The sequence below is a fragment of the Paenibacillus sp. V4I7 genome (genome assembly GCF_030817275.1).
Taxonomy (GTDB): domain Bacteria; phylum Bacillota; class Bacilli; order Paenibacillales; family NBRC-103111; genus Paenibacillus_E.
Window position 1 is genome coordinate 1892683 of record NZ_JAUSZD010000002.1, and the last position, 22087, is coordinate 1914769.

The 22087-nt window shown below is 43.4% G+C and carries 28 protein-coding genes; 22 read left to right on the forward strand and 6 right to left on the reverse strand.

Going from position 1 to position 22087, the window contains the following annotated elements; genetic code table 11:
- Positions 1 to 26 precede the first annotated feature (26 nt).
- The 4 genes from QFZ80_RS09635 to QFZ80_RS09650 are packed head-to-tail and all read left to right on the forward strand — an operon-like array spanning position 27 to position 3341.
- Positions 27 to 950: a metal ABC transporter substrate-binding protein gene (locus tag QFZ80_RS09635; protein WP_307547098.1), complete on the forward strand. Its 924-nt coding sequence runs from the start codon at positions 27 to 29 to the stop codon at positions 948 to 950.
- A gap of 42 nt (positions 951 to 992) precedes the next feature.
- Positions 993 to 1772 (forward strand): metal ABC transporter ATP-binding protein, encoded by a 780-nt coding sequence (locus tag QFZ80_RS09640; RefSeq protein WP_307547097.1) that lies wholly within the window; start codon positions 993 to 995, stop codon positions 1770 to 1772.
- Between the two features lie 53 nt (positions 1773 to 1825).
- Positions 1826 to 2626: a metal ABC transporter permease gene (locus QFZ80_RS09645; RefSeq protein ID WP_307558653.1), complete on the forward strand. Its 801-nt coding sequence runs from the start codon at positions 1826 to 1828 to the stop codon at positions 2624 to 2626.
- Between the two features lies 1 nt (position 2627).
- Entirely contained in the window at positions 2628 to 3341 is a 714-nt protein-coding gene (locus QFZ80_RS09650; protein WP_057306439.1) for a cytochrome c biogenesis CcdA family protein, read from the forward strand.
- Here QFZ80_RS09650 and splB read toward each other — a convergent pair whose 3' ends face one another.
- Positions 3342 to 4403 carry a spore photoproduct lyase gene (splB, locus tag QFZ80_RS09655; protein WP_307547095.1) on the reverse strand — a complete coding sequence of 354 codons (1062 nt, stop codon included), beginning with the start codon at positions 4401 to 4403 and terminating at the stop codon, positions 3342 to 3344.
- Positions 4404 to 4566: 163 nt separating this feature from the next.
- Between splB and mntR the strand changes: the two genes are divergently transcribed.
- Positions 4567 to 4992: a transcriptional regulator MntR gene (gene mntR, locus QFZ80_RS09660; RefSeq protein ID WP_029197173.1), complete on the forward strand. Its 426-nt coding sequence runs from the start codon at positions 4567 to 4569 to the stop codon at positions 4990 to 4992.
- 112 nt (positions 4993 to 5104) lie between these two features.
- The gene (locus tag QFZ80_RS09665; protein WP_307547094.1) at positions 5105 to 6067 is read left to right on the forward strand and encodes a patatin-like phospholipase family protein; all 963 of its coding nucleotides are present in this window, start codon (positions 5105 to 5107) and stop codon (positions 6065 to 6067) included.
- A 12-nt stretch (positions 6068 to 6079) separates the two neighbouring features.
- Here QFZ80_RS09665 and QFZ80_RS09670 read toward each other — a convergent pair whose 3' ends face one another.
- Both QFZ80_RS09670 and QFZ80_RS09675 read right to left on the reverse strand, forming a co-directional pair.
- Positions 6080 to 6337, reverse strand: coding sequence for a hypothetical protein (locus QFZ80_RS09670; protein WP_307547093.1), 258 nt, complete (start codon positions 6335 to 6337; stop codon positions 6080 to 6082).
- Positions 6334 to 7227, reverse strand: coding sequence for a DUF1385 domain-containing protein (locus QFZ80_RS09675; protein ID WP_307555602.1), 894 nt, complete (start codon positions 7225 to 7227; stop codon positions 6334 to 6336). Before QFZ80_RS09675 ends, QFZ80_RS09670 begins: the two co-directional genes overlap by 4 nt.
- A gap of 201 nt (positions 7228 to 7428) precedes the next feature.
- Between QFZ80_RS09675 and QFZ80_RS09680 the strand changes: the two genes are divergently transcribed.
- The 5 genes from QFZ80_RS09680 (at position 7429) to QFZ80_RS09700 (ending at position 11587) form a co-directional block, all read left to right on the forward strand.
- The gene (locus tag QFZ80_RS09680; protein WP_307547092.1) at positions 7429 to 7920 is read left to right on the forward strand and encodes a YqhR family membrane protein; all 492 of its coding nucleotides are present in this window, start codon (positions 7429 to 7431) and stop codon (positions 7918 to 7920) included.
- Positions 7921 to 7999: 79 nt separating this feature from the next.
- A complete protein-coding gene (gene aroQ / locus QFZ80_RS09685; protein ID WP_307547091.1) occupies positions 8000 to 8437 on the forward strand; it encodes a type II 3-dehydroquinate dehydratase in 438 nt (145 codons plus the stop codon).
- 105 nt (positions 8438 to 8542) lie between these two features.
- Positions 8543 to 9616 (forward strand): M24 family metallopeptidase, encoded by a 1074-nt coding sequence (locus QFZ80_RS09690; RefSeq protein ID WP_307547090.1) that lies wholly within the window; start codon positions 8543 to 8545, stop codon positions 9614 to 9616.
- Between the two features lie 15 nt (positions 9617 to 9631).
- A complete protein-coding gene (gene efp, locus QFZ80_RS09695; protein ID WP_307547089.1) occupies positions 9632 to 10195 on the forward strand; it encodes an elongation factor P in 564 nt (187 codons plus the stop codon).
- Between the two features lie 135 nt (positions 10196 to 10330).
- Positions 10331 to 11587 carry an aspartate kinase gene (locus tag QFZ80_RS09700; protein ID WP_307547088.1) on the forward strand — a complete coding sequence of 419 codons (1257 nt, stop codon included), beginning with the start codon at positions 10331 to 10333 and terminating at the stop codon, positions 11585 to 11587.
- A gap of 8 nt (positions 11588 to 11595) precedes the next feature.
- Here QFZ80_RS09700 and QFZ80_RS09705 read toward each other — a convergent pair whose 3' ends face one another.
- The 3 genes from QFZ80_RS09705 to comA form a co-directional block, all read right to left on the reverse strand.
- Positions 11596 to 12060 (reverse strand): DUF441 domain-containing protein, encoded by a 465-nt coding sequence (locus tag QFZ80_RS09705; protein WP_307547087.1) that lies wholly within the window; start codon positions 12058 to 12060, stop codon positions 11596 to 11598.
- A 76-nt stretch (positions 12061 to 12136) separates the two neighbouring features.
- The gene (locus tag QFZ80_RS09710; protein ID WP_307547086.1) at positions 12137 to 12856 is read right to left on the reverse strand and encodes a 2-phosphosulfolactate phosphatase; all 720 of its coding nucleotides are present in this window, start codon (positions 12854 to 12856) and stop codon (positions 12137 to 12139) included.
- 3 nt (positions 12857 to 12859) lie between these two features.
- Positions 12860 to 13663: a phosphosulfolactate synthase gene (gene comA / locus QFZ80_RS09715; protein ID WP_307558656.1), complete on the reverse strand. Its 804-nt coding sequence runs from the start codon at positions 13661 to 13663 to the stop codon at positions 12860 to 12862.
- Between the two features lie 335 nt (positions 13664 to 13998).
- Here comA and QFZ80_RS09720 point away from each other — a divergent pair, with 335 nt between their 5' ends.
- The 11 genes from QFZ80_RS09720 to accC all read left to right on the forward strand — a co-directional run bounded on the left by QFZ80_RS09720 (position 13999) and on the right by accC (position 22034).
- Entirely contained in the window at positions 13999 to 14262 is a 264-nt protein-coding gene (locus tag QFZ80_RS09720) for a YqhV family protein (RefSeq protein WP_057306427.1), read from the forward strand.
- A gap of 72 nt (positions 14263 to 14334) precedes the next feature.
- On the forward strand, positions 14335 to 15318 hold the full coding sequence (gene spoIIIAA / locus QFZ80_RS09725; protein ID WP_307558658.1) for a stage III sporulation protein AA: 984 nt from the start codon (positions 14335 to 14337) through the stop codon (positions 15316 to 15318).
- Between the two features lie 6 nt (positions 15319 to 15324).
- Entirely contained in the window at positions 15325 to 15843 is a 519-nt protein-coding gene (gene spoIIIAB, locus QFZ80_RS09730) for a stage III sporulation protein SpoIIIAB (RefSeq protein ID WP_307547083.1), read from the forward strand.
- A 62-nt stretch (positions 15844 to 15905) separates the two neighbouring features.
- The gene (gene spoIIIAC, locus QFZ80_RS09735) at positions 15906 to 16109 is read left to right on the forward strand and encodes a stage III sporulation protein AC (RefSeq protein ID WP_029197158.1); all 204 of its coding nucleotides are present in this window, start codon (positions 15906 to 15908) and stop codon (positions 16107 to 16109) included.
- A 10-nt stretch (positions 16110 to 16119) separates the two neighbouring features.
- Positions 16120 to 16509: a stage III sporulation protein AD gene (gene spoIIIAD, locus QFZ80_RS09740; RefSeq protein WP_056837867.1), complete on the forward strand. Its 390-nt coding sequence runs from the start codon at positions 16120 to 16122 to the stop codon at positions 16507 to 16509.
- A 23-nt stretch (positions 16510 to 16532) separates the two neighbouring features.
- Entirely contained in the window at positions 16533 to 17732 is a 1200-nt protein-coding gene (spoIIIAE, locus tag QFZ80_RS09745; protein ID WP_373460042.1) for a stage III sporulation protein AE, read from the forward strand.
- A 12-nt stretch (positions 17733 to 17744) separates the two neighbouring features.
- Positions 17745 to 18494: a stage III sporulation protein AF gene (gene spoIIIAF / locus QFZ80_RS09750; protein WP_307558660.1), complete on the forward strand. Its 750-nt coding sequence runs from the start codon at positions 17745 to 17747 to the stop codon at positions 18492 to 18494.
- A 4-nt stretch (positions 18495 to 18498) separates the two neighbouring features.
- Positions 18499 to 19137: a stage III sporulation protein AG gene (spoIIIAG, locus tag QFZ80_RS09755; protein ID WP_307547081.1), complete on the forward strand. Its 639-nt coding sequence runs from the start codon at positions 18499 to 18501 to the stop codon at positions 19135 to 19137.
- Positions 19138 to 19173: 36 nt separating this feature from the next.
- Entirely contained in the window at positions 19174 to 19917 is a 744-nt protein-coding gene (locus QFZ80_RS09760) for a SpoIIIAH-like family protein (RefSeq protein ID WP_307558662.1), read from the forward strand.
- 156 nt (positions 19918 to 20073) lie between these two features.
- Positions 20074 to 20571, forward strand: coding sequence for an acetyl-CoA carboxylase biotin carboxyl carrier protein (gene accB, locus QFZ80_RS09765; protein ID WP_307547079.1), 498 nt, complete (start codon positions 20074 to 20076; stop codon positions 20569 to 20571).
- A gap of 104 nt (positions 20572 to 20675) precedes the next feature.
- The gene (gene accC / locus QFZ80_RS09770; protein WP_307547078.1) at positions 20676 to 22034 is read left to right on the forward strand and encodes an acetyl-CoA carboxylase biotin carboxylase subunit; all 1359 of its coding nucleotides are present in this window, start codon (positions 20676 to 20678) and stop codon (positions 22032 to 22034) included.
- The last annotated feature ends 53 nt before the right edge of the window (positions 22035 to 22087 follow it).

The window sequence follows — 22087 nt, forward strand, 5'->3', positions numbered from 1 at the left end:
TACGATTTAGAAATGGGTGGTTAATTATGATGGTAAGAAATAAGAGAGTTCTTTACATAGTCTTGTTGGCTATTTTAACTGTTGTCATGGCTGGTTGTGGAAGTACGGCTAGTTCGAAAGCTAAGATGGTCCAAGGCAAAGTCAATGTGGTGACCAGTTTTTATCCCCTTTATGAATTTACCCGCAATATTGGCGGGGAGTATGTGAATGCGATCAATTTGGTCCCAGCTGGCGTAGAACCGCATGATTGGTCGCCAAAGAGCAGAGATATCAAAAATATGACCCAAGCCCAGATTTTTGTGTATCAAGGAGCAGGATTTGAAGGTTGGGTAGAGGACTTCCTCGGTAGTTTGTCAGCAGACTCGACTTTAAAGGTAGTTGAGGCTAGTAAAGGGGCAGATTTAATAAAAACGACGGAAAATAAAGAGGAATTTGACCCTCATGCTTGGTTAAGCCCGTTAAACGCTATGAAAATGGCTAATAATATTAAAATAGCTCTGATTGAAGCGGATCCTGCACACAAGGATGTTTTTGAGCAGAATTATACGAAATATGCAGCGAAATTGACCGATCTGGATGCGCGATACAAAAAGGAAATTGCTCGAACTTCGAAGAGAGAGATTGCGGTTTCTCATCAAGCTTTTGCTTATTTATGTAGGGATTATGGTTTGACACAAATGTCCATAATGGGATTATCACCGGATGCGGAGCCGACTGCTCAGGATTTGAAAAAAATGAATGAGTTTTTGAAAGAGCATGGTTTGAAATATATTTTCTTTGAAGAACTGGTATCAGATAAATTAGCCAAAACGTTAGCGAAAGATGCTAAAGTGGACACAATGGTACTTAACCCGATTGAGGGATTAACGGATGAACAAATGAAAGCAGGCAAAGATTATATCTCGGTCATGGACGAAAATTTGAAAAACCTAGTAATTGCCTTACAATAAGGTAAGAGTAGTTCCATTCTTAATTGAGTCAGGAGTAAGAAGATGGAGAATAACAGTAAAAACTTTTGCCATCGGAGCATAGTATCTATTGATAACCTTTCATTCTCCTATGATAATAAGAAAGTGATAGAGAAGCTTCATTTTGATGTTCTTGAACGTGATTTTGTGGGTGTCATTGGTTCCAATGGTGCAGGGAAAACCACACTGCTTAAAATGCTTGTCGGTCTGTTAAAACCAACAGTTGGGGAGATCAGGCTGTTTGATCGCCCGCTGAGCCAATTCAAAGATTGGGAACGTATCGGTTATGTTCCTCAAAAAAATGCGTTCAACCCCTTATTCCCAGCTACAGTCAGGGAAATTGTTTTATCTGGCATGTATAGCAAGAAGCGGGTCTATCGCCGGTTGACCAAAGCCGACCTTCAGAAGGCCGAAGACGCGATGCTTGCTATGCGCATCGAGGATTTGGCTGACCGGCGCATCGGTCAGCTTTCAGGCGGACAGCAGCAGCGTGCTTTCCTCGCACGCGCGATCGTAAACAACCCTGAGCTGCTCATTCTCGATGAGCCGACGGTTGGCATTGATGCTGAAACGCAGGTCGGATTTTTTCGAATGATCCGCCATATGCACCAGCATCATCATATGACCTTCATTATGGTATCCCATGATATGGACATGATGCAGTCATATCTAGGTACAGAGCCGCAGAAAGTAAGTGGCGGCATCAAGTTTTATGTAAAGCATACCCATGATCCGGAGGATTGCCGTGAGACGAATTTGACACACTCAATCGGCCAGATTCGTGAGATGATCGGAGTTCAATAAAGAGGAGAGACTTTGTTCTCTGAGCAAAGATCCCTATATTAGGAGCGGGCATTTTGGACATATTTACGGAATACTTTTTTCAACGTGCATTAATTGGTGGCATTCTGATTGGGCTTGCAGCGCCTTTAATGGGCGTTTTTCTTGTCCTTCGAAGGTTGTCAATGATTGGGGATACACTTGCGCATGTTTCAATTGCAGGTGTTGCTCTTGGTTTTCTCATTAACGTGTACCCTTTGGGTGTTGGCCTCGTGTTCGCTTTGCTTGCATCGTTTGCCATTGAACGTTTGCGCAAAGCCTACAAGACTTACGCTGAGCTTTCCATAGCCATTATTATGTCAGGCGGGGTTGCACTGGCGACTCTCCTTTTTACCATTGGCAAAGGCTTTAATATGAACGTCATGAGTTATTTGTTCGGCAGTATTTACACATTGGATTCAACCGATTTATGGGTTGTTTTTGGTGTTTGTGTACTCGTTGTTGGCGTAATTGCGGCCCATTTCAAAGAGTTCTTTCTTATGTTCTTTGATGAAGATGCAGCGAGTGTAAGTGGACTTCCGCTTAAATATTATAATATGATGATTACAATGCTAACCGCTCTTGTGATCTCAGTCGCTATCAAAATTGTCGGCGCACTGCTAGTTTCCTCGTTATTAACGATACCGGTAGCGTGCAGTTTATTAATCGCTCGGAGCTTTAAGCACTCGGTCTTTTTAGCGATACTATTTTCTGAAATTGCTGTTGTTATTGGACTTGTCGTTGCGGGTGTATGGGATCTTGCTCCGGGTGGGACGGTTGTACTTACTCTCATAGCTATACTGATCGGGATCATTTTGAAAAGAGGATTGAGGATTTAATATGGATTCTGTAAATTTGTGGATTGCTTTATGGGCGGGAATTGCTTCCTTTATCTCACCTTGTTGTTTGCCTTTATATCCTTCTTACTTATCGTACATAACGGGAATTTCAGTTAGTGAATTGAAATCAGGGGAATCTTCTTCCGCAGTTCGGCGTCAAACGATGCTTCATACATTAAGTTTTATCGTTGGGTTTTCGATCATTTTTTATGCGTTAGGCTTAACAGCGGGTTTCCTAGGCAATTTTTTTATTGATTATCGTGATTTGCTACGACAAATAGCCGCATTATTAATTTTCATCATGGGATTGTTCCTGCTTGGCATTTTCCAACCTCAATGGTTAATGAAGGAACGTAAATTACAAATCAAATTTCGTCCTGCCGGTTATATTGGTTCTGTTCTTGTTGGAATGGGGTTTGCAGCAGGGTGGTCCCCTTGTGTTGGACCGATTCTGTCCGCCATCCTTGCGCTGGCTACAACCGAACCTGGTACATGGTTTCAATTAACGACCGCCTATTCCCTAGGCTTTGCGATTCCGTTTTTTGTACTATCTTTTTTTATTGGATCTACGAAATGGATACTGCGCTATTCAAACCTGATCATGAAAATAGGAGGGGGCTTGATGATCGTCATTGCGGTTTTGCTCTATACAGGCAAAATGACGCAAATCACGCTTTGGTTAAACTCCATAACCCCCGATTGGTTAAAGTTTTAGTTACGTGAAATATTCGATCTTCGCATCAGGGAATTTAGCAAAGATTTGCTCTGTGATAAATTCCCTAAGTGCGTTTGCTTGTTCATCTTTGTAGACGTATTTCCCTTTTCCATATTTTCCCCACTTGTACTTTCGTTTTTCTTCGTCCATTTCTAGTTTTGTTTTTGGATATCTTTTTTCGATAATATTCTTTGCTGTTCTCGTGAAACGATGCTGTATCATTTCAAAGGTTAAATCTTTTGTTGCCTCAACAGGTAGTTCTTTATAAAGACGTTCAAGCAAAGTAGCATAGCCTTCTTCCCATCCTTCATGCCAAATGATTGGCGCAATAATAAAGCCTAGCGGATAGCCTGCATGGGCTACTTTTCCTGCGGCTTCGATTCGTTCTTGGAACTTGGAAGTCCCAGGTTCGAAGTTTTTAATGACATAGTCTGCATTCACACTAAAACGAAACCGGGTATGTTTGTTATGTTTGGCATCTAACAAAGGTTCTACATGATGATATTTGGTTACAAAACGTAGACGACCGTTCTTCTGCTGCCCCATAAACTCAATTAATTGCTTTAATGAGCCTGAGATATGCTCCAGTCCGACGGGGTCAGACGTACAAGCGGCTTCAAAGCGGGTGATTTCCGGTTCTCTCTCCTCGATATACTGTTTAGCGGCACCTAGGATATCGTCCATATTCACATAGATACGTAAATAAGGCTTTGCTCCCATTGTCGTTTGGAGATAACAGTAGTGGCAATGTCCCATGCAGCCTGTAGCAATGGGAATTGCATACTCCGCAGATGGTTTGGAAGTTTCGAACTTGAGTGTTTTTCGAATACCAACGACAAGTGTACGTTTCGCAATTCGATACTTATCGAGTTCCGAATCACCTGGCAAATCACGAATTTGATTATGAGAGGTCGTCATATGAATGTCCAATCCTTGTTGTTTGGCCCATTCATATATACGTTGTCCTTTAGGATAATTCATTGCATCAGGTTCAAAATAAACAAGTTCCGGCACGAAAACAGCTGAGCTTGGCACGGGTCTGGTGAGCAATTTAGTAGACATGATATGCTCCTTTCACTAATATTTACTCGATTCTTTGTTGTACATTAGTGTGCCAACGCTATAACTTAATGAACCATGGGATATTTGACCGCATCTGGGTTGATGCATTATGATAGTTAAGCAGCAGGCAGGAAATAAAGGAAAAGCAGGGGGAAATAAAGCAATGGCAACGCCAAGCATGGAAGACTATTTGGAGAGAATATACAAGCTTATCGACGAGAAAGGTTACGCTCGTGTCTCCGACATTGCTGAAGGGCTTGAGGTGCACCCCTCTTCTGTAACTAAAATGATTCAAAAGCTGGATAAAGATAATTACTTGATCTATGAAAAATATCGCGGACTCATGTTAACTCCCAAAGGGAAGAAAATGGGGAAGCGTTTAGTGGAGCGTCATCAACTTCTTGAAAATTTCTTAACGACTATTGGTGTCCAAGAGGACAATATATATAAGGATGTAGAAGGAATTGAGCATCATTTAAGCTGGGATTCCATTACTTGTATTGAAACGTTATTAGAATATTTTCGAAGAGAACCGAATCGAATGGATGATCTAATGAATGTTCGTAAAGAATTAGAAGCTGAAAGCTAAGCAGAGACCGCTATTCGCGGTGCTCTGTCTTTTTTTTGGGTATATAAACATACTGCCTCCGCATACATAACTATGGAAGCCCTATAGTCGATATACTAGGAGGGGTGTCGATTTGAAGATCAATGGAGTGTTTGAAGGCGGAGGCGTAAAGGGGATAGCACTGGCTGGTGGTGTAAGCGCGGCGATGAAGCAGGGGCATGTCTTCAATGAAGTCGCAGGTACAAGCTCAGGGGCCATTGTAGCGGCTCTTTTGGCTGCAGGTTATACAGGAGAAGACATGAAAGAAATGATCCTGAGAGCACCTTTCAGATCGTTTATGCAGCGATCTCCCATTTTTAATACTAAAATTATTGGTCCAGCCGCGCGGCTGGTTCTCAAAAAAGGATTGTATTCTGGAGCAGCGTTAGAGGATTGGGTTAGTCAACAATTGGCAGCCAAAGGAATCTGTACATTTGGTGACTTGAGACACAATCAGCTGCGCGTTATTGCATCCGATATTACACAAGGTAAGCTCTTGATATTACCTGATGATATTGCGCAATATGGGATCGATCCACGCAAATTTTCTATCGCCAAAGCCGTTCGGATGAGCACAAGCATTCCTTATTTCTTCGATCCTGTCATGATTCGGCGCAAATTAAAAAGCTCTGCAAAGGCAGCGCCTTTCGCAGAGCAATTTTATTATATTGTAGATGGTGGCTTGTTAAGCAACTATCCACTTTGGGTCTTCGACCAAGAAACGGATCGTGAGGATATCATACCTGTTATTGGTTTCCAATTGGTCGGTAAAAGCGATATGCCCAGACATAAAATTAAAGGACCGATAACGATGTTGGAAGCGTTATTTGGAACAATGCTAAGCGCTCATGATGAGCGTTATATTGAGCAAAAGAACCGGTTCCGTACGGTCAAAATCCCTACGTTAGGTGTGGGAAATACACAGTTTGATTTATCGAAGGAGCTTAGTATGTCTTTATACGACTCAGGATTTAAAGCTTCCAATGATTACTTCAACAATTGGTCCGCTGAAACATATGAGCAGAATTACGAAAAGTTAGTATTGCGACGCCAATAACGCTTAGTGGTATTAATGATGCTTGGGTAAATCATCCGAATCAGAATCTTTACTTCCATTAATTACACGGAACTTGGCGTTTTTTCTTTTCCCTTTGGCTGGCCCCCGACCCAACGAATTCTTTCTCCAACGAGAAGGTGGGAATTTGTATAGAAGAAAAATAATCCCTAACACGAGAATAGGAATGAATAAAGTTCGCAAACTTACCAGCAAACCAATCGCAATCAAAATCGCAATGGCGACCTCGATCGGGGAAAATTTTCTTCTCATGCCCGTCCCTCCAAAATTCGTTGTTCTGCTTCACGCATGCGGTTGAAAGAAGCAATCGACACCTCAACTTGACTGTCTTCAGGTTCCTTGGTCGTAAGCAGTTGAAGCCATAGTCCAGGATAGCCTAAGTAACGAAGGACAGGAACTTCACGAAGCGAATTGGTGAATCGTAACACCTCGTAAGAAACACCGATGACTACAGGCAGCAATATTAAACGCTGCACGATGCGTTCGACATATCCGTCATAGTGGAGAAATGAGTAAATAACGACCCCGATCAATACGGTGAAAACGATGAAGCTGCTGCCACAACGATAATGAAGCGTGTTGAATTTCTGTACGTTACTTACCGTAAGCTCTACGCCAGCCTCATATGCACTAATAACCTTGTGCTCAGCACCATGATATTGAAACAATCTGCGGATCATAGGTGTCAAAGAGATGAAGTAAATATATCCGACAAGTAAAATAATCTTAATAACACCTTCTATAAGATTATGAAGAAATTGATTGCTAAATACATTTTGAAACAAAAACTGTTCAATGACAGCTGGAACCAGGGTGAATACAAATTTCCCAAAAAGAAATGAAATCACACCCACAACGGCTACGCCAAGAATCATCGAAATATTAGAAAAGAAGCCTGGTTTTTCTTCTTTCTTGGCAATTTCAGCATCCTCGCCTTCTTGTTCAGCGAAGGATTCAGCTGAGAAATTCAAATGTTGCGCGCCTTTAGCGCTTGATTCAATGATTCCTACAATACCGCGTATAAACGGAATTTTCTTGAGTGCTTGGACCCAAGGGATCACTTTCTTCGGTACTTCTAAGTAATCAAGGGAACCGTCTTTTTTGCGCACAGCGGTTACATGCACATTTTTTCCTGCGAACATGACGCCTTCAATGACGGCCTGTCCTCCGTATATACTGTTTTGTTCTGCCACAAGATCCACCTTCTTATCTTTCTCAAATTCAGTTATTTGTACTTTCTTATTGTAACGGATTCGTAGATTGAATGCTACCGATAGCGGTAGAACATACTATTCTTACCTAAGGAGAGACAAGTAACATTTGTAGAGAAAGGAAGACAATGGATGACAAGTGATAAAAAGGAAGAAAAAATACTGACGAATCGTTGGGTATTTGCCCTTTACATCGGTTTTTTCGCCGGATTCATATGGGGAGCAATCAAAATTGTTGAGCATTATTTAAAGTTCACCAAGATTGTAATCGGTTTTCTTGTGGAGCCTTTTTTCAAGCATGATTTTCTGCATACTTGGCAGGGAACGCTCGTTGGTTGGGGTTTCTTCACCTTATTTTCAATCGTTGCTGCGTTCATTTATATGGTCACGATGTGGAAGCTTCAGGGGCCTTGGTGGGGGCTAGGGTATGGTGCTCTATGGTGGGCAGCCATATATTTACTCATAGGCCCTTTATCAGGGATGACCTATTGGATTCAGGATCTGGATATAGATACCGTTCTTAGTGATTTTTGTTTGTTCCTGCTATGGGGAATGTTTATTGGTTATTCCATTTCTATTGAATACACCGATGTAAGAACAATACGACCTATACACAAGACATGAAAGTTATGGTAAAATATCAAGGTTAAATAGGCTTGTAGAGCCCATTTTTCAATGAAAAATGCTTGGGAGTGATTTCCTGTTGAAAAAGGTTCTAGTCATTAATGGTCCGAACTTAAATATGCTCGGCGTACGTGAACCTGGCGTGTACGGAACGGTTTCGCTTTCAACGATTATTCAAGGTTTGAATGAATTAGCTGAGACGCTGTCCATTGAGCTCGAGAGCTTTCAATCGAATCATGAGGGCGATATTATTGATAAAATTCATGAAGCGTTCGGCACAAAAGATGGTATTGTGATCAACCCAGGAGCATTCACGCATTATAGTTACGCCATTCGTGATGCACTTTCCACAGTTCAATTGCCAACTGTAGAAGTTCACATTTCGAATATTCATAAGCGCGAGGAGTTTCGTCATCATTCGGTTACTGCGCCTGTCGTTATCGGTCAAATCAGTGGATTCGGTGCACAAAGCTATGAACTTGGTTTAAGAGCATTAGTACCCCATATGCAAGGTTAAACAACTCCATCATTCCTCAGGGTCGAGTGCGTTTGTCAATTGATGCGAAGCGAAAGTATAAAAACTTATACTTTCTTTATCAATTAAGAAAGATTGGTGATCTCAATGCAGGAGAAACGTATTGAACGTCTTCGCAAGGTTATGCAGCAGCAAGATTTACCGGCAATACTCATCACGAACGCATATAACCGTACATATGTATCTGGTTTCACTGGTTCTTCTGGCTATGTCCTTATAACGCTAGACCGTGCTTTATTGTTAACTGATTTTCGTTATATGACGCAAGCTCCTCAGCAAGCTAAACGATTTGAAGTTGTTGAGCATAAAGCTAAAGCAATCGAAACAGTGAAAGAACTCTTGCAGCAGCAAGGGATCACGAAGCTTGGCTTCGAGCAAGTGGATGTATCCTACGGTGATTTCTTAAGCTACCAAGAAGGATTAGCGGGAATTGAATTGGTGCCTACATCGCGCGTTGTTGAGTTGATTCGAATGGTTAAAGATGAAGCGGAATTACAGATTATGCAAGAAGCCGCTGATCTAGCTGATCAAACTTTCTCACACATTCTGTCTTTCATCAAGCCAGGTGTGCAGGAGAAGGACATTGCCCTTGAGATCGAGATGTTTATCCGCAAAAATGGGGGGACTTCTACATCGTTTGAAACGATTGTAGCCTCTGGAGAACGATCTGCGCTTCCTCATGGCAAAGCAAGTGATCGCGTGCTCCAAATAAACGAATTTGTCAAATTGGATTTTGGAGCGTATTATAAAGGGTATTGCTCAGATATCACAAGAACGGTTATGCTAGGTAAGCCGACAGACAAACATAAAGAAATTTATGACATTGTACTGGAAGCCCAATTAAACTGTTTAGCCAATCTCAAACCAGGTATCACTGGCAGAGAGGGCGATGCTTTTGCGCGTGATGTTATCGTAAAGCATGGCTATGGCGATTACTTCGGTCATGGTACTGGACATGGTTTAGGCATGGAGGTTCATGAATCTCCACGTTTGTCGAAAACCGAAGATATGATTTTAACACCTGGTATGGTGGTTACGGTTGAACCCGGCATTTATCTCCCCAACTTTGGCGGAGTTCGAATTGAGGATGATGCAGTAATTACTGACACCGGCATTAAAATACTTACACATTCTACCAAAGATTTTCTTATTATTGACTAGCGGAGGGATTTACAAGTGATATCAGTTAACGATTTCAAAACAGGTCTTACGATTGTAGTTGAGCATGATATTTTCACCGTTCTGGATTTCCAACACGTTAAACCAGGTAAAGGCGCGGCATTCGTGCGCTCCAAACTTAAGAATCTACGTAACGGCAATACCGTTGAACGTACATTCCGTGCGGGTGAGAACGTTGGACGAGCGCACATCGAAAACCGTGAAATGCAATACTTGTACGCAGCTGGCGACGAGTACACATTCATGGATACAGAGACGTATGATCAGATTTCCCTTTCCCACGAACAATTGAAATGGGAATTGAACTTTCTGAAAGAAAACATGAACATCAAAATCATGAGCTATCAAGGTGAAATTCTTGGGATTAACCTTCCGAAGAGCGTTGACTTGAAAGTTATCGAAACCGATGCAAGCGTTAAAGGAAACACAGCTCAAGGTGCTTTGAAAAATGCGAAAGTGGAAACAGGTCTTAATGTGATGGTGCCACTTTTCATCAACGAAGGCGATATTCTTTCCGTTGATACAGATGATGGAAAATACCTTTCACGCGCGAGCAACTAATGACTAAAGCCTTTCAGACTCTTTGGAGTCCAAAAGGCTTTTTTCATTTCATGTGGATTTCTTACCACAGCAAGGTGTTTATATGCTATAATATTGAATTGTTATGCACTAGTATGCGTTGGGAGTGGGTCAGCTTTGTCTCTTATAGTGATGAAATTTGGCGGAAGCTCTGTCGGTGATGCAGAGCGAATGAAGCGTGTTGCAAAAAGAATCGTTGAACGAAAACAAGCAGGACATAGCTGCGTTGTTGTCGTATCGGCGATGGGAGATACAACGGATGATTTGATCGACCTGTCTAAGCAAATTTACGATGGAGCCCCTCCGGCTCGTGAAATGGATATGCTGTTAACGACAGGAGAGCAGGTATCGGTAGCTCTCTTATCGATGGCGATACATAATTTGGGTGAGCAGGCGGTTTCTTATACCGGTTGGCAAAGTGGTATTTATACCGAACCGGTTCATGGGAAGGCAAGAATTACGGATATTCAGCCACATCGTGTACAGAAAGCTCTCGAACAAGGCAATGTCGTCATCGTAGCCGGCTTCCAAGGGATGACCGAAGCGGGTGAGATTACAACACTAGGCCGCGGCGGGTCAGATACAACGGCTGTAGCGCTTGCTGCTGCTATTAAAGCAGATCTATGTGAGATTTATACCGATGTAGATGGTATTTATTCGACAGATCCGCGCATCGTGAAAGTAGCGAGAAAGTTAAATGAGATTTCCTATGATGAGATGCTGGAGCTTGCTAATTTAGGGGCTGCTGTTCTGCATCCAAGAGCTGTAGAATATGCCAAAAATTATAACGTTACCTTAGTGGTACGTTCCAGCTTTACTTACAATGAAGGTACCAACGTGAAGGAGGAAGCAGTGATGGAGCAAGGAATCGTCGTTCGAGGCATCGCTTACGATAAGAATGTGGCAAGAATTAGTATTCTGGGTGTACCCGAGAAACCGGGACAGCTGGCGAAAGTATTTATTGCGCTTGCCGAAGAGCAAATTGATGTCGACATCATCGTACAAAGCGGTGTGATCAGCGGTTCGGCTGATTTCTCTTTCACAACGACCCTAGCAGATCGTGAAAAAGCATTGACCGTCATTGAACAAATTCGTGGTGACATCGGATACCGTGAAGTCACTTCGGAAGTGAACCTTGTGAAAGTGTCCATTGTTGGCGCTGGTATGGTAAGTACACCAGGCGTTGCTGCAACGATGTTCAAAGTGATCTCTGATCTTGGTATCTCTATTTCATTAGTTAGTACATCCGAGATTAAAATGTCGTGCGTTGTTGACAACACGAACCTAACCGAAGTTATCCGTGCTCTGCATACTGCATACGGCTTGGACACTACGGAGCATGCGTTTGTTGGTGGACCAGAAGATCGCAGATAATCGAATTTTCAAGGCATTTTATCCGAAATAAAATAAGCTAGCTTTAATAAAAAAGCCGTTATTCCGGCTGCCATTAAAGGGCCAACCGGAATGCCGCGCATAAATATAATGCCAAATATAGAACCAATCACAAGACCCACAATTAATTGTGGGTCTATTTTTAGCAGTTCCAACCCTTTTCCATTCATATAAGTAGCAATAGCTCCGCCAAGTAGTGCGATGATTCCAGGCCAAGTGGTGAATACCGATAGGATATCCTTCATAGAAATGCGCTCGCTGGCAAAGGGGACCAGGACCCCTATCGTCAAGAACAGCAACCCAAGTTCCAATCCTCTGCGCTCCATCGTGGGGAAAAAACGATCTAAACCAATAAGTTTAATCGCAAGTAAAATGCAAGCCGCGGTCGTAATGATGGGTGATCGTCCAATGAGTCCAATAATAATGAGAATAACTAAGAGCAAATCGCCATTCATAATCAAAACCCCTCGTCCTCATAACTTCAATCTTAGTTTATGAGAAGGGCTTGTATTTAGAACGCAGGCGTGTCTGTCAAAGATGCATCAGTACCATCTGATCTCGTTCCAATATGGGAACTTGATCTGTGGTATTCGGTTTGGCGCACACAATCAAATCTGCCCGGAAACCAGACTTATTCATTTTCTTTCCATTACTGCAGGCTAATATGGTCTCAAACAACGTATCCTTTGATTGCAAATAACATCCCCGCATAGCCATGCCGAAATCATTGACTGCCATATTTTTGTCACCGAGCAGAAAGGATAATTCCTCAAGGATAAGACCTGCGCAAAGCCCATCTTCCAATGAAAAAACATCTTGGGTTCCTGCACACAAAATAACGGTGTCCCGTTTGAAATCGACCGCGGCCCTTGCACAGGCTCTGCTATTTAATAGGGCTCCCGCTAACACGTGATCGGCTTTCATCGCTTTCTGAATACCTCTTGTTCCATTTGTGGTTGTAAGAATAATTCGCTTGCCTTGGATAGCTGCTTTTGTGTATTCCAGTGGCGAATTACCGAAATCGAAACCAGGAATCTTTTTGCAAAAACGCTCACCTCCAAGCAAGTCACCCTCACGAAATAACTCTTTGGCTTTCAGAACTGTTTCCACAGGAACAATGGCTTTGCAACCGTTAATCAGTGCGGTGATGATCGTGCTAGTTGCACGTAAAACATCAACGACAATGACGGTTTTATGAAGAAATTCGTCACTTCTAGCTTCGCCAATGTTGGCGACAACCTCGATATGCATCTTTTAATCCTTTCTGGTACCTAAAGACAACGTATCAGAACGGAGTCCTCTCCGTAACGCTTCTAACGCCATCAACTCATCCGGTGAAATATTACCCAAGTGGATGTCTGGGCCTAGCATGCTAATTAAATGCACCTGCTGACTTTTGAGCGGTGCTTCCCATAAGAGCTGCTGCCCAGGAATTGCAGAAAGTACTCGTTGCAGTTCGTCGTCCTTACATTTTCCGTTTTTATCAAAAATCCCAACGCCCATGCCCGATTCTCGAGCTTCTATGGTTACCAATTTAGCCCCGAGTTCCGTGTCGATTAAAACCGTTTCAATTAATTCCTCCAACTCAATGGAGGATCCCCAGCCTTTCTTACCATATTCGGTAATGACCTCGAAACCTTCTTCCAATCCTCTGGCAATAAGCTCATTTCGAAGTTTGCGCTCCATCTCAATCGTCCCGTCGGAAATTTCAACACCATTAAAACCAAGTGCGATGAGCATGTCAAAAAAAGAGCTTACTGCATTCTGTCTGATGGCAACCTCCAGAAAGGTACCACCCGGGTAAATACATATACCGCTTTCTTTTGCTGAGTTTATCTTACTTTTAAGCACGTGCTGAGGATAAAGCGGCGAGGTACCGAAGCCAATTTTGATCATATCCAGATGGCTGCTTGACGTACTGAGTAAATCTTGGAAGGCGTTCAAGCCTAATCCTTTATCCATCACCATCGTTTTACCCAGCGTCCTTGGTTTAGCCTGCCTTTGTCCTGTGGGGTCGGCTAGAACGGGGTTCCATTTCAAATGAGAGGTCACTTCCATCTGTAATTCTCCTCACTGTCCTTTGAAGGTTCAATTCTGTGTTCAGCATATGCATCTTCACAAATGGTGGTGCCCAGCATGCCTAAAATCAGACGAGCTTGCATAAGGTAGGGTAAAAAGCTTTGACCCTACCTTATGCGTTCTGTCGAATAACGGTCGCTCCGCGAATTTATAAAAACCTCCAGGACTCCATTGTAAAGCTGTTCCTTTAAATGGATGGAGTTGGTAGGAACAGCTTTACAAAAGTCGCTCTTCCGGCCTTTTATAAATCCGCTCCGCTAAATATTCGACGACACATAAAACTCAAACATTTTTACGAGGAGGAGTAGAAAGAAATGAACAAAATTGTCCTAACGATGGCTTCGCTGAGGATGATGTCAGGGAGTATTGAGATTATTGCAGCCATCGTGATGCTGAGGTTGGCGACGGTGGAGAAAGCGCTGCTGGTGAACTCAGGACTGGCTCTAGTAGGTCCTCTAGTACTTCTAGCAACAACGACGATTGGATTAGTAGGTATAGCAGAGAAACTATCATATGGCAAAATGCTCTGGGTGATTGCGGGAGTAAGTTGTCTCTTTATTGGTATTTTAAAAAAGTAATCGGTCATATTTCTTTCTATTAAGCATAGAAATGAGTATAGAAGACTGGACAACTTGGAGGGATGTCTCCCTATGCTCGATTCGATTGCGTACTTACTGCCTCAAACTTTCCGATTTCTCTTAGCAGGACTGCCGCCGGACGTACAAGCTAGTGTTGAAGAAATAAGGGTGAGAGAGTCACGGCCTCTTGAGATTAGCTGGGGTGATCGTTATACCTTTGTGGGCGAACGGGGGGAAATGGTGACTCAGGAAACGAAGGCATACAAGCCAACACAGCAGGACTGTCTTACGTTGCTAGAGATGCTCACGAATCATTCCTTGTATACCTTCGAGGAAGAACTGCGTAGAGGCTATATCACGATTGCTGGTGGTCATCGAGTAGGACTAGCAGGGCGAACTGTTTTGGACCAGGGACATGTCAAGCAAATACGTGATGTGAGTTCATTCAACATAAGGATTGCCCGAGAGATCAAGGGTGTCGGCCAAGAGATTTTACCACAGCTATTCGATCCTTTACTAAGAAGCATCCATCATACGCTCATTATTTCACCTCCACAGCACGGAAAAACAACACTGATCCGTGATCTGGCAAGATTGATTAGCCGGGGAGAGTGGGGGGCGAATAACGTATCGACGGCTGGTAAGAAAGTGGGAGTCGTGGATGAACGATCAGAATTGGCTGCTTGTGTCAAAGGGGTGCCTAGATTCGATCTGGGGCCACGAACAGACGTTATGGATGGTTGTCCGAAGGCGGAAGGCATGATGATGATGATTCGCTCGTTATCACCAGATGTTCTGATTGTGGATGAGATTGGGCGTCCAGAAGATGCGAACGCCATCCATGAGGCTGTTCACACCGGGATTCGCGTCGTAGCCACTGCGCATGGTGCTGATTATGAGGATGTACGCAGGAGGCCGGTTCTGAAGCAGCTGTTGGACGAGGGGGTATTCACGAGGTATGTCATCCTGCATAGAAGAAAAGGAGCATCGGCTTCTTACCGCATCTTGGATTGTCAGGGCAAGCCCTTGGAACTCTACCCTGTGCGTAAAGGATGATGTTAGATGCTGAAATTTGTCGGTGGGGTTCTTATTATCGGTGCTGCTACATTGTTTGGTTTCCTAAAGGCTGCGCACTATGTAAGGCGTCCCAAACAAATCCGTGTCCTTATCAGTGCATTAGGGAGAATGGAGACGGAAATCATGTACGCACTCACACCGCTGCCTGAAGCCTTCGCCTCACTGAGCAAGCAGGTCGCAGAACCGCTTTCTTCCTTATTTCGAATAACTTCAGAGCGTTTATTGAAAAGTGACGGTAAATCCACCCGCGAGATTTGGCAATGGAGTGTCAATGATGTATGGACAAGAACTTCGATGAAGCAAGCGGAACAAGAAGTGGTGCTGCAGCTGGGAACCGTTCTTGGACTCACAGATCGAAGTGATCAAATCAAACATTTACGGCTCGCTATTAGCCAACTTCAAACGGAAGAAACCGATTCTAGGGAAGAGCAGAGGCGCTACGAGAAAATGTGGAAAAGCCTCGGTGTCTTAATCGGAGCATTGATCGTGATATTGATGTATTAATGGAAGCAAGGGATACTTGGCCGTACAAGTGAGTTCCTTGTCAACAGAGTGAGGTGCCTGGAATGAACGTAGATGTGAATGCCATTTTCCAGATCGCCGGCATCGGCATCATCATCGCGATGATCCATTCGGTGCTCAAACAGATGGGCAAAGAGGATATGGCACACTGGGTCACGGTCATTGGCTTCGTGGTCGTGCTCTTTATGGTCGTCAGTATGCTCGATCATTTATTTAAAGAAATCAAAACGATCTTCCTATTCCAATGAGGTGGGCCTGATGGAAATCATCCAGATCGTAGGTTTAGGACTCATCGTTACGATATTAACACTCATCATCAAAGAGCAGAAGCCAATGTTCGCTTTCTTGTTGGCAGCATTTACAGGCATCATGATTTTCTTGTTCCTGATCGGTAAAATTTCTTCTGTTATCCAGGTGCTCGAGGACTTAGCTCAAAAATCAAGTATCAATATGGTTTTTCTCAAAACGATTCTGAAAATCATTGGTGTTGCTTACATCGCTGAATTCGGTGCTCAAATCGTGCGAGATGCCGGTCAAGAATCCATTGCCTCCAAGATCGAGCTTTCTGGGAAAGTGCTCATTATGGTGATGGCTATTCCAATTATTAGCGTCATCATAGAGACCGTCGTTAAACTGCTCCCTGCTTAGATGATCCATGAGGAGTGACCTATATGAATCTACTTTATTCGCACCAGAAGCTGAACAACCGCTGGATCATTTTGTTCATAATGACAATGGGCTTATGGCTTGGATTGACGGGCACTATGGCCGCTGAATCGCCTACGGATGTCATTATCAAGGAGCAGGCCAACCATCTGAATACGGAACCTGTTGAGCAATATTGGGATAAGCTCATGAAGGATTACGGCGGTTACTTCCCCGAAAGTAAGACACCAACCTTCATGGAATTGCTGCTTGGGACCAAAGGCATTAGCATGAAGAGCATTTTCAAAGGGCTGCTAAGCTATGTGTTCCACGAAATCATCATTAATGGAAAGCTGCTTGCTTCGATCGTTATACTGACGATTTTCAGTATGATTCTCGAAACGCTGCAAAGCTCCTTTGAAAGAAACACGGTCAGCAAGCTAGGTTATTCAATTACCTATATGGTTCTGATTATTATAGCTATCAACAGCTTCAGCATAGCAATCGGTTATGCCAAAACAGCCATCTCTTCCATGATGCAATTCATGATTGCCATTGTTCCTTTGATGTTAACGCTTCTAGCTTCCATGGGCAATGTCACATCTGTGGCGATATTACACCCTCTGATTGTGTTCATGATCCATTCAGTTGGCACAGCGATATATGTGTTTGTATTCCCGTTGTTGTTCTTTTCGGCTGTTCTGCACATCGTAAGCTCCCTTAGCGAGAAATACAAAGTCACCCAGCTAGCGAACCTGCTGCGCACAATAAGTTTAGGTATGCTCGGGGTATTCGTCACTGTTTTCCTTGGTGTTATATCGATTCAAGGGACTGCGGGAGCGGTTAGAGATGGCGTTGGGATTCGAACGGTAAAATACATTACCGGAAACTTTGTCCCCGTTGTAGGACGGTTATTCTCGGATGCAACTGAGACAGTGATTGGAGCATCGCTGCTTGTAAAAAATGCAATCGGACTCGTTGGGGTTGTCATTCTAATCTTGTTGTGTGCGTTTCCGGCAATCAAAATTTTAACGCTAGCTTTCATCTATAACTTATCCGCAGCGATCATGCAGCCCTTGGGAGATAGTCCGATTATAGCTTGCTTACAAACGATAGGTAAGAGCTTGATTTATGTGTTTGCGGCACTGGCAGCAGTCAGCTTAATGTTCTTTCTGGCACTAACGATCATGATTACAATCAGTAATGTCTCCGTGATGATGCGGTGAAAGGAGGCAGCTATGGATTGGTTAGCGGGATGGCTAAAAAGCGTCATTATGGTCATTATGTTGGCTACATTTGTTGATCTATTACTTCCCAGCAATACGATGCAGCGATATGTCAAAACGGTTATGAGTTTGTTCATCTTGCTCACGCTGTTATCTCCAGTACTTCAATTGTTTCAAAAGGATTGGGATATCGATCAATTGATCGGTCAAGCGGAACAGCGGCAAAACGAGAAAACAATGCTTGCGAGCAGCGGCGGCGGAAATCCATATATGAAATCGCTCGATGTGATTACGAAGGATGCCCAAAAGCTTCAAGAAGCAGGACAAAAACAATCACAGCAAATGATTCAACATCAACTGGCTGAGCTGATGAAAGAGGATTTACAGAAGCAAACAGAGCTGATCATCCAAGACGTTCAGGTGCTGGCGCAAATCGACAATAACGGGAAACCTGCTATAACGAAAGTCAGGGTAACCCTTGATGATATAGAAACGACGAAACAGGTTAAATCAACATCAGCCTCCAGAAGCATAGCTGTCATGGAGCCACTCAAGCCAATTGATCCGATACGGATCGAACCAACAACGAAGCTGCAGGGAAGTAACCTAAGTGACAAAGAAGCAGCTGCTCTGCCTAAGTTATCGTCACGAATGGAGCAAGAGGTTGACCATCTCAAGCAAAAAATCGTGCGTGATTGGATCGTGGAGCCTGCACAGATTGATATCCAATTGAAACAACGGAATGAAAGGATTGCGAGGTGAATGGATGGGAACATTGCTGCAATGGATGGAGCACAAATTCGGCGGAGGTCCGGGAGGACCCAAACGCAAGAACACGCTCTTGTGGGTCGTTATGATTGGACTCTTGGGAGCTGCGCTGATGATTATGAATGCATTTATGACTGTAAAAGATGTTGATCCCATCAATACGGGCAGGGCCTCTCCGCAACCCAGCAAAGAAACATTTCTCAACAGTACATCCAAAGAAAATTCTGCCTTTCATGATTATGAAGCGGCCTATCAAACACAGTTAAAGGAGATTCTGCAAAAAATTGTTGGTGTTGGCGATGTTGAAGTGCTCGTTACAATTGAGTCGACCGAAGAAATGACGGTCGACAAAAATTACAATGACAATCAGCAAATGACGACAGAACGCGACAATGGTGGAGCGACACGGAATATATCCCAGGTAACGCGGAGTGGTGAAGTGGTTGTCTATCAAGTTTCCGGTGACCAGAAACCGCTTGTGCTCAAATACATTAAACCGAAAATCAGAGGCGTCATCGTTGTCGCCAAAGGCGCTGAGAATCTCACAGTGAAAAAAATGATTACTGAAGCTGTAGAGCGAGGACTTGATGTGCAAGCGAGTAGGATCTCTATTTTACCCCGCAAAACAGGGGGATGAATGTAGGTAGCAAATCAAAATTGAGGAGGAATTTCAATGAATGCGAAAAGACAAACAATTTGGCTCGTTTCTATGCTTAGTTTAATGGTGGTGCTTTCCGCCTATTATCTGTTCACAGAGGATGTCAATAAGCTTGATTTAGCCACAACGGAAACGATCAATAAAACACAAGAAGTGAAGATTGATATGAGTCAGGTTGACCCTGCGAATGCTGCGAAAACTGATGTGAAAGCGACAACTGGTGGAGATGCGAAAGTCGACACGAAAGCTGTAACACCGCAAAATTCAACAAAAACAGACGCGAAAACAGATGTTAAAACCGATGCTAAAACAACGACGACACAAGATGCTTCCAATGCGAAACCAGATACGGCCAAAACGGATGATCAAGTTCTGAAGATTGTTGAAGAGCAAGCGAGAACGACATCAGCTAGCGATTATTTCACGAATGAGCAAATGAAACAAAGAGATTATTTCAGCAAAACATCCTCTGATTTAATGGAAATCATTATCGATTCGAAAAAGACACCTGAAGCTGTAGCCAAAGCGACAAATGACTTAGCGAAACTGACAGATATTCAAGAAAAAGTAGAAAATTTACAAGATGTGCTTATGAAAGACTTCCCGCAAGCCATCATTAATCAAGATGGAAACAAGTGGAAAGTGACAGTTCAAAGCGATAAATTGGAGAAAAGCCAAGGTGTAACAATCGTTGATATGGTGATGAAAGAGCTTGGTACAGGTCCGGAAAATATTAAGATTCAATATGTTCGTCCTTAGTAAAAAGAGATGAGATTAGCCTATTAGGGATGGCAATGGAAAGGGTCCGGACAAACTGGACTCTTTCCATTTCTTGCGTTTATGGGTATAATACATACGTTGCGGCTATGAAACCGCATTTTTTACTGGTTCACCAACCTTGAAGGAGTGACATGAATGTTCAAATTGAGTGAAATCAAAGAGTTGATCAAACTCGTCGATCAATCCTCTTTACAAGAGCTTGAAATCGAAAATGAAGGTGCACGCCTTTCTATTCGCAAGCCGAATAAAACGGAGTCTGTCTATGTAACGGCCCCCGTTCAACACACGTATGCTCCGATCGGTCAAGCAAACATGGGTAACACAGCACCTGCTGCCGCTCTCGAAGCTTCTATCCCTGCGACTACTGGACATGCTAAGCAAGAGGACTCATCTTTACATAAGATAGTTTCACCGATGGTAGGAACCTTCTATCAATCTGCTTCTCCTGGCTCTGCTCCTTTCGTAAGTGTTGGCTCCAAAGTAGGTGACAAAAACGTTGTCTGTATTGTGGAAGCTATGAAATTGATGAATGAAATCGAAGCTGAAATTAAAGGTGAAATCGTTGAAGTGCTCGTAGATAACGGTCAGCTTGTAGAGTACGGACAACCTTTATTTTTAGTTAGACCAGAGTAAGCGATTAGTAAGCTTAGGCTTATGGCGCAGTTTTGCTTGAGCAAAACGCAGTACACGCTTATGATGCAAGTTTTCCTAACGGAAAACTCTTAGGAGGAAAAATAATGAAATTTCATAAAATCCTAATAGCGAACCGCGGAGAAATTGCTGTTCGTATTATCCGAGCTTGTCGTGAGCTTGGCATTTATACAGTGGCTGTTTATTCGGAAGCTGATCGTGATGCGCTTCATGTGCGTCTAGCCGACGAAGCCTATTGTATTGGGCCGACTGCCTCCAAGGACAGCTATTTGAACTTCACCAACTTGATGAGTGTTGCTACGCTAACAGAATGTGATGCGATCCATCCAGGATATGGCTTCTTAGCAGAAAATGCGGACTTCGCAGAAATTTGCGAGAGCTGCAATATTACATTTATCGGTCCTTCCCCAGATGCGATAAGCCGAATGGGTGATAAAGCGGTTGCCAAGCAAACGATGAAAGAAGCGAGAGTACCGATCATTCCAGGTTCAGACGGTTTGGTTGAGAACATTGACGACGCGATCGTCATTGCTCGAGATATCGGTTACCCGATCATCATTAAAGCGACAGCAGGCGGCGGCGGTAAAGGTATACGTATTGCCGAGAACGAGGAAACACTCGTACAGCAGATTACGGCAGCGCAGCAAGAAGCACAAAATGCTTTTGGCAACGCAGGTATATATTTGGAGAAATACTTGACAGGCATGAAGCATGTTGAGATTCAAATTTTAGCTGATAAACACGGTAATGTTGTTCACTTAGGTGAGCGTGACTGTTCCGTACAGCGCCGTAGACAGAAGCTTGTTGAGGAAGCTCCTTGCCCGATTCTGACAGCTGAAACACGCACAGCGATGGGGCAAGCGGCCGTTCGTGCAGCGAAAGCCGTTAATTATTCCGGTGCAGGAACCCTTGAGTTCCTACTCGGTCCCGATGGTAATTTCTACTTCATGGAAATGAACACGAGAATCCAGGTTGAGCATCCCGTAACCGAAATGATTACAGGAATCGATATCATCCAAGAGATGATTCATGTAGCAGAAGGCAATCCATTATCTTTTGCACAAGAAGATGTCCGCATCAATGGATGGGCTATCGAGTGTCGTGTGAATGCGGAGGATCCGAATCGGAACTTCATGCCTTCACCGGGCCAAGTGAAGTTTTACTTGCCGCCAGGTGGTTTTGGTGTTCGTGTTGACAGTGCGGTATATCCGGGCTACACAATCCCGCCACACTATGATTCTATGATCGCTAAGCTTATTGTTTGGGGAAATACGCGAGAAGAAGCGATTGCCCGCATGAAAAGAGCACTCACTGAGTTTGCGGTGGAAGGTGTGAACACAACGATTCCCTTCCATTTGAAGCTGCTTGAGCACAAGAAATTTATCAAGGGTGACCATGATATTAAGTTCTTGGAAGAGCATGATGTCAATGATCCAGAATCGTAGACAAACATTTGTCATATTTTTGACGAAATGGTATACTAATAAATTAAGATGGC

Excerpts from the sequence above, each read along its gene's own strand:
- QFZ80_RS09705 (WP_307547087.1), bottom strand. The coding sequence starts at position 12,060 with ATGAATGGCGATTTGCTCTTAGTTATTCTCATTATTATTGGACTCATT.
- splB (WP_307547095.1), bottom strand. The coding sequence starts at position 4,403 with ATGTCTACTAAATTGCTCACCAGACCCGTGCCAAGCTCAGCTGTTTTC.
- spoIIIAF (WP_307558660.1), top strand. The coding sequence starts at position 17,745 with ATGGATTGGTTAGCGGGATGGCTAAAAAGCGTCATTATGGTCATTATG.
- accB (WP_307547079.1), top strand. The coding sequence starts at position 20,074 with ATGTTCAAATTGAGTGAAATCAAAGAGTTGATCAAACTCGTCGATCAA.
- QFZ80_RS09720 (WP_057306427.1), top strand. The coding sequence starts at position 13,999 with ATGAACAAAATTGTCCTAACGATGGCTTCGCTGAGGATGATGTCAGGG.
- QFZ80_RS09650 (WP_057306439.1), top strand. The coding sequence starts at position 2,628 with ATGGATTCTGTAAATTTGTGGATTGCTTTATGGGCGGGAATTGCTTCC.
- QFZ80_RS09680 (WP_307547092.1), top strand. The coding sequence starts at position 7,429 with ATGACAAGTGATAAAAAGGAAGAAAAAATACTGACGAATCGTTGGGTA.
- QFZ80_RS09710 (WP_307547086.1), bottom strand. The coding sequence starts at position 12,856 with ATGCATATCGAGGTTGTCGCCAACATTGGCGAAGCTAGAAGTGACGAA.
- QFZ80_RS09670 (WP_307547093.1), bottom strand. The coding sequence starts at position 6,337 with ATGAGAAGAAAATTTTCCCCGATCGAGGTCGCCATTGCGATTTTGATT.
- spoIIIAE (WP_373460042.1), top strand. The coding sequence starts at position 16,533 with ATGAATCTACTTTATTCGCACCAGAAGCTGAACAACCGCTGGATCATT.
- spoIIIAC (WP_029197158.1), top strand. The coding sequence starts at position 15,906 with ATGAACGTAGATGTGAATGCCATTTTCCAGATCGCCGGCATCGGCATC.
- QFZ80_RS09640 (WP_307547097.1), top strand. The coding sequence starts at position 993 with ATGGAGAATAACAGTAAAAACTTTTGCCATCGGAGCATAGTATCTATT.
- spoIIIAG (WP_307547081.1), top strand. The coding sequence starts at position 18,499 with ATGGGAACATTGCTGCAATGGATGGAGCACAAATTCGGCGGAGGTCCG.
- QFZ80_RS09690 (WP_307547090.1), top strand. The coding sequence starts at position 8,543 with ATGCAGGAGAAACGTATTGAACGTCTTCGCAAGGTTATGCAGCAGCAA.
- QFZ80_RS09760 (WP_307558662.1), top strand. The coding sequence starts at position 19,174 with ATGAATGCGAAAAGACAAACAATTTGGCTCGTTTCTATGCTTAGTTTA.
- spoIIIAD (WP_056837867.1), top strand. The coding sequence starts at position 16,120 with ATGGAAATCATCCAGATCGTAGGTTTAGGACTCATCGTTACGATATTA.
- QFZ80_RS09675 (WP_307555602.1), bottom strand. The coding sequence starts at position 7,227 with ATGTTCGCAGGAAAAAATGTGCATGTAACCGCTGTGCGCAAAAAAGAC.
- comA (WP_307558656.1), bottom strand. The coding sequence starts at position 13,663 with ATGGAAGTGACCTCTCATTTGAAATGGAACCCCGTTCTAGCCGACCCC.
- spoIIIAB (WP_307547083.1), top strand. The coding sequence starts at position 15,325 with ATGCTGAAATTTGTCGGTGGGGTTCTTATTATCGGTGCTGCTACATTG.
- mntR (WP_029197173.1), top strand. The coding sequence starts at position 4,567 with ATGGCAACGCCAAGCATGGAAGACTATTTGGAGAGAATATACAAGCTT.
- QFZ80_RS09635 (WP_307547098.1), top strand. The coding sequence starts at position 27 with ATGATGGTAAGAAATAAGAGAGTTCTTTACATAGTCTTGTTGGCTATT.
- accC (WP_307547078.1), top strand. The coding sequence starts at position 20,676 with ATGAAATTTCATAAAATCCTAATAGCGAACCGCGGAGAAATTGCTGTT.
- spoIIIAA (WP_307558658.1), top strand. The coding sequence starts at position 14,335 with ATGCTCGATTCGATTGCGTACTTACTGCCTCAAACTTTCCGATTTCTC.